Consider the following 4,241-nt stretch of genomic DNA (forward strand, 5'->3'; position numbering starts at 1 on the left):
GCGAGTTTGCCGGCGCCGCCGCCGAGATGGGCGAGGCGTTTCTGGTTAACCCCTACGACGAGGAGCGCACGGCGGAGTCCATCGAGCACGCATTGTCGCTGCCGGACGACCAGCGGCGCGAGCGCATCGAGGCCCTGCACAAGCGCGTGGTGCGCAACGACGTGTACAAGTGGGGCGCGCGTTTTCTCTCCAATTTAAGCGACGCCGCTGCCTCGCGCGAGGCGCATCCGTCCGCCAAGCCCGAGGCATTGCCGATAGAGGACCTGATCGATTCATATCGACAGACACAACGCCGGCAACTGCTGCTGGATTACGACGGTACGCTCGTGCCATTCGCCAAGCGACCGCAGGACGCCGCGCCGATGCCCGAATTACTGACCCTGCTAAACAAACTGGCGAAAGACGACGCGAACACGGTGGTTATCATATCCGGCCGATCACGAACCGATCTGGGAAACTGGCTGGGTGAGGTGCCCGGCCTGTGGCTGGCGGCCGAACACGGCGCGATCATGCGCTCGCCGGAGACCATGACCTGGGCACATTCGCGCGAGAACTACACGGATCGGTGGAAAGAGCGCGTGCTAGGCGTGCTCGAACACTTCGTCGATCGCACCCCCGGCAGCCTCATCGAGGAAAAGGAATGCGCGCTGGTGTGGCATTACCGCATGTCCGATCCGGTGTTCGGCGAGTGGCTCGCGAATGAGCTGGTTTCCACCCTGGAACAATTGCTGTCGGAGACGGAACTGCGCGCGTTCCGCGGCGAGAAAATCGTGGAAGTAAAACCCGTATGGGCCAACAAGGGCGAACTGTTGACACGCCTCGAACACCTGCCCGCCCCTGACTTTTGCCTCGCCGCCGGCGACGATCGCACCGACGAAGACCTGTTCGCGCGCATGCCCGAGGACGCCTGGACCATTCACGTCGGCGACAAGGATTCCAGAGCGAGGTTCTTTTTGCCTAATCAGCAGGCGATGCGAGGGCTCCTCGGCCGGCTCATTGACAATACCGAGGACAGCGCATAGGGCGGCGGCTATTAAGCCAGCAAGCACAAACCAGATAAATGTTAGCCAGCCTTATTGAACCCAGTCCATGCCTCTCTTTTCGCTTACAAATAATAGACGTGCGCCAGTAGAACATACGAACTTTGCGACAGAAAAAATCTTGCAGACGCTAATCGAAACTAACCTTGACGCTATTCGCTTGTCGCTTTGTTGCATCGGAGTTCTCAACCGGCGCTATCCATGCGGGGCGAATCGATACGCTGGCCTTATCCGAAGATTGCAATCCGGTGATCATCGAATATAAGAAAGTTGAGTCCTCGGAGCTCATCAACCAAAGCCTCTTTTATCTCGCATGGCTGAATGACCATCGCGGAGACTTTGAAATTGCCGTGCAAAAGAAGCTCAGCGCGGATACTGAGGTTGACTGGTCCCCTATTCGGGTCATTTGCATTGTGCCCAACTACAAGAAATATGGGTAGTGCTTCAGTTTGAAATCTGCCCGCCCTAACTGACGGTAGAATCGGTTGCTCGACTTTGCTATGCTTAGCGGGAAGCATTTGGAGAGCACCATGCCTGCAAGCCGAGCAAAAGAAGAGCGTATGTGGGATCTGGCCGATAAGATGGCTCGTTCCGGTGAATATAGCAATTGGTTATCTATCGAATGGGAATTGCGGAGTCGCGGATATATACGTGCACATCAGTTGTTAGACGACGAATGGATAAGGGATAGGCTTGATCGGCTATGCGACGCAGCGCGAGAGATCCGCCAAGATGCCTAAAGGTCCTCGTGGCGAAAAGCGCCCGGCCGATGTAATCGGTAATGCCGTCAAGGTGATGTGGATCGCGACTGGCGACCTTCAGGAAGAGGTCGACCACGGGAACCCGCCTAAAGACGAGGCTGCAGCTGCCCTTGGCCGTCGCGGCGGTAAGGCGCGCGCTCAAAAGTTGAGTAAAAAGCGCCGGACCGAAATCGCGATTAAGGCTGCGCGCGCGCGGTGGAGGAAAACTGACAGCGACTAGGCTGCTTCTTCCTCGTCCCCAAGATGCTTCGAGATCAGCAACTCCTCAACGTCATCCGTGAAATCCAATATAAGCGGTATCTGCTTTTGCTCGGGATTTAGTCCGTTAAAATGGTCAACATCTAGCCTCAGCTGATAGCAGTCGCCAACGATTTGGCGTCGACGCTGAGCGAAGGCTTTTTCCATATGTTCGGGTGGCGCGTTGTCGATGTCTGCCCAGAACGAGGATTGCCTTCCATTCTCCGTTGTTCTAACCGCATGATTCGCTCGGTAGGTGCGTCCTTTCTCGTCAACCCGGTACTCTTGGCGCAAGGCATCAGCCATGTCGCCAGCAAACCGCTTACGTATATCAGCAGGTCTTGGCTCCCATAGCTTTTCGTTGATGGCCCATGCGCCGACATCGTGGAGGTCGACGGGGTCTGGATCAACCTCCTGTTGATAACGGTGGAAGATCTTCTGCATTTTTTGCGCGTACGTCGACATTCAACAAATACCTCTCTCACCTAACCTATGGGTACAAAGTGGCCATATCCGTCGATCATCGCATCACCTTCAATCTGATCCCTAACGGATACTAGGTTATGCCTAAGAAAGTCGTAGCGGTTACGCCGCTTATGCAGCTGTCCGACGATAATCCCAGGATGGACTTTCAAGCGTTTCGAGAATGCCAGCACGTCCTTTTCTGAGAAAAGCGGGTTTTTCCTTATATAGAAAGAATCCATTTTCGCTTGTGGCACACAGAACTCAGCAGCTTCCGTGTTTGCGATTCGTTCTTCTTCGCTTTCATCGTCATTGATTTGCTGCAGTTCCGAATCGATGATGGCTATATCTTGTCCATGCCCATGAAGGACGTGGGCGCATTCGTGGCGAAGAACGAACCAGAAATTATCGATACGATCGAAGCGTAACGACATGCCGATCACGGGTGATTTCGCATCTAACCAGAGACAAGCGCCATCAATCTTGCTGTCGGATAATCCCTCAACAACTACATAGCGAACACCAGAATTGTGCAGCAATTTTGGCACATGCCTAACTTCCTCACGATTTCCCAAGAATTGGCTCATTTGCTCAATGGCATCGGCCAGATTTTTCCGAGAAAACGCTGGCGTGGGCATTTCGTTCGCAATCTGTCTAACTCGGAACAACCATGCAAGCTGTGAAGCTCGCTTGTCACTGGGCGAACGTTTCGCCGCGTGCGAAAGATGCGGAATATCACCCACACTTTCCGTACCGAAAAATCTACACACTCTTTGCTCCAACTCACGTGGGTCATCTGTCTCTTCGACCCAACCACGTTTCAGCATCTCGCGAAGTGGGTACACCGAAAGAATTCTTGCTCTAGCCGCAATAGCTGGTCTGGGTTCGTCAGCGCCCTCTAATTCACGCTCTGCCTGCAGTCTTACGATGGTGACTGGCTCTACCATCAAAGCGGCACCAAGCCCCTTTGCCATCTTGCTGGTCACACCGCGCTTTCCGTTTATGAGCTGATTGATGGTTGCGGTAGTTACTCCGAGCACATAGGCAAGGTCCGCCTGAGTCCACCCCAAGGCTTCGCATCGTTCCCGAATCAGATCACCCGGCGTTTTCACAATAGGGCCTCAAAAGCTATTCAGAAGATAGTATAGCCAATCTTCTGAATTTGTGCAATTATCGAGTTAACTATCTAGTTAATTTTGCACTATATGCTTGCCGACAAGCACAAGTTCTATCATATGGGCATGAACACCTTGCCTAATGCCAAGCGCGTCCAAATGGGGCCGCCCGCAATTTCGCAGGACGTTTCAGAGATCGGACAACTTTGGCACGGGTGATCTTAAGGTAACGTTAAAGACAACCGACGATGTTGAAGCAACGAAGCCCTTTATTCGTATGGCGTACGAAAAAGTCGGAGGTTAGTTTGAAGGCAAAGCAAAATCCAGCTTAGATAATCACATCTCAATCAGCACCTCCCGAACCACATCCGGCTCTTCACGATTATACGATTCGGTGCTGAACGACACGATCGCGCTGGGCTTGTCGCCGGTGTTCATGATCGCGTGCGCAACGCCGGCCGGGATAGTGACGCGGATAGCTTCGTCCGCCGCAATTTGCAGTTCCATGCGCGCGTCGCCGTCGCGCAGGCGGATTAACAGCGGCCCGGCGCCCGCCAGGACTTCGGTGCCCCGAGTGTGATAGTGATTGCCGCGAATCGCGCCCGGTTCGGTCAGAACCATATGCA

Annotated in this window: 5 protein-coding genes and 1 pseudogene; 4 read left to right on the top strand and 2 right to left on the bottom strand. The window is 54.0% G+C overall.

The window, feature by feature from the left end; translation table 11 throughout:
• The 4 genes and pseudogenes from otsB to H0V34_08115 all read left to right on the top strand — a co-directional run.
• Positions 1 to 1,022 (top strand): trehalose-phosphatase (otsB, locus tag H0V34_08100; protein ID MBA2491651.1); only part of this gene is annotated, 1,022 nt, incomplete at its 5' end.
• 67 nt (positions 1,023 to 1,089) lie between these two features.
• Positions 1,090 to 1,474 (top strand): annotated as a pseudogene (locus H0V34_08105) (hypothetical protein).
• A 298-nt stretch (positions 1,475 to 1,772) separates the two neighbouring features.
• The gene (locus H0V34_08110) at positions 1,773 to 2,021 is read left to right on the top strand and encodes an RNA-binding protein (protein MBA2491652.1); all 249 of its coding nucleotides are present in this window, start codon (positions 1,773 to 1,775) and stop codon (positions 2,019 to 2,021) included.
• A gap of 23 nt (positions 2,022 to 2,044) precedes the next feature.
• Positions 2,045 to 2,122: a DUF3967 domain-containing protein gene (locus tag H0V34_08115; protein MBA2491653.1), complete on the top strand. Its 78-nt coding sequence runs from the start codon at positions 2,045 to 2,047 to the stop codon at positions 2,120 to 2,122.
• A 401-nt stretch (positions 2,123 to 2,523) separates the two neighbouring features.
• On the opposite strand, the gene H0V34_08120 is transcribed toward H0V34_08115, so the two are convergent.
• Complete coding sequence (locus tag H0V34_08120; GenBank protein MBA2491654.1) at positions 2,524 to 3,612, bottom strand: helix-turn-helix domain-containing protein; 1,089 nt, start codon at positions 3,610 to 3,612, stop codon at positions 2,524 to 2,526.
• 339 nt (positions 3,613 to 3,951) lie between these two features.
• Positions 3,952 to 4,241: hypothetical protein (locus tag H0V34_08125; protein MBA2491655.1), on the bottom strand; the 290-nt coding region annotated here is incomplete at its 5' end.

Source organism: Gammaproteobacteria bacterium (assembly GCA_013696315.1).
GTDB lineage: Bacteria > Pseudomonadota > Gammaproteobacteria > JACCYU01 > JACCYU01 > JACCYU01.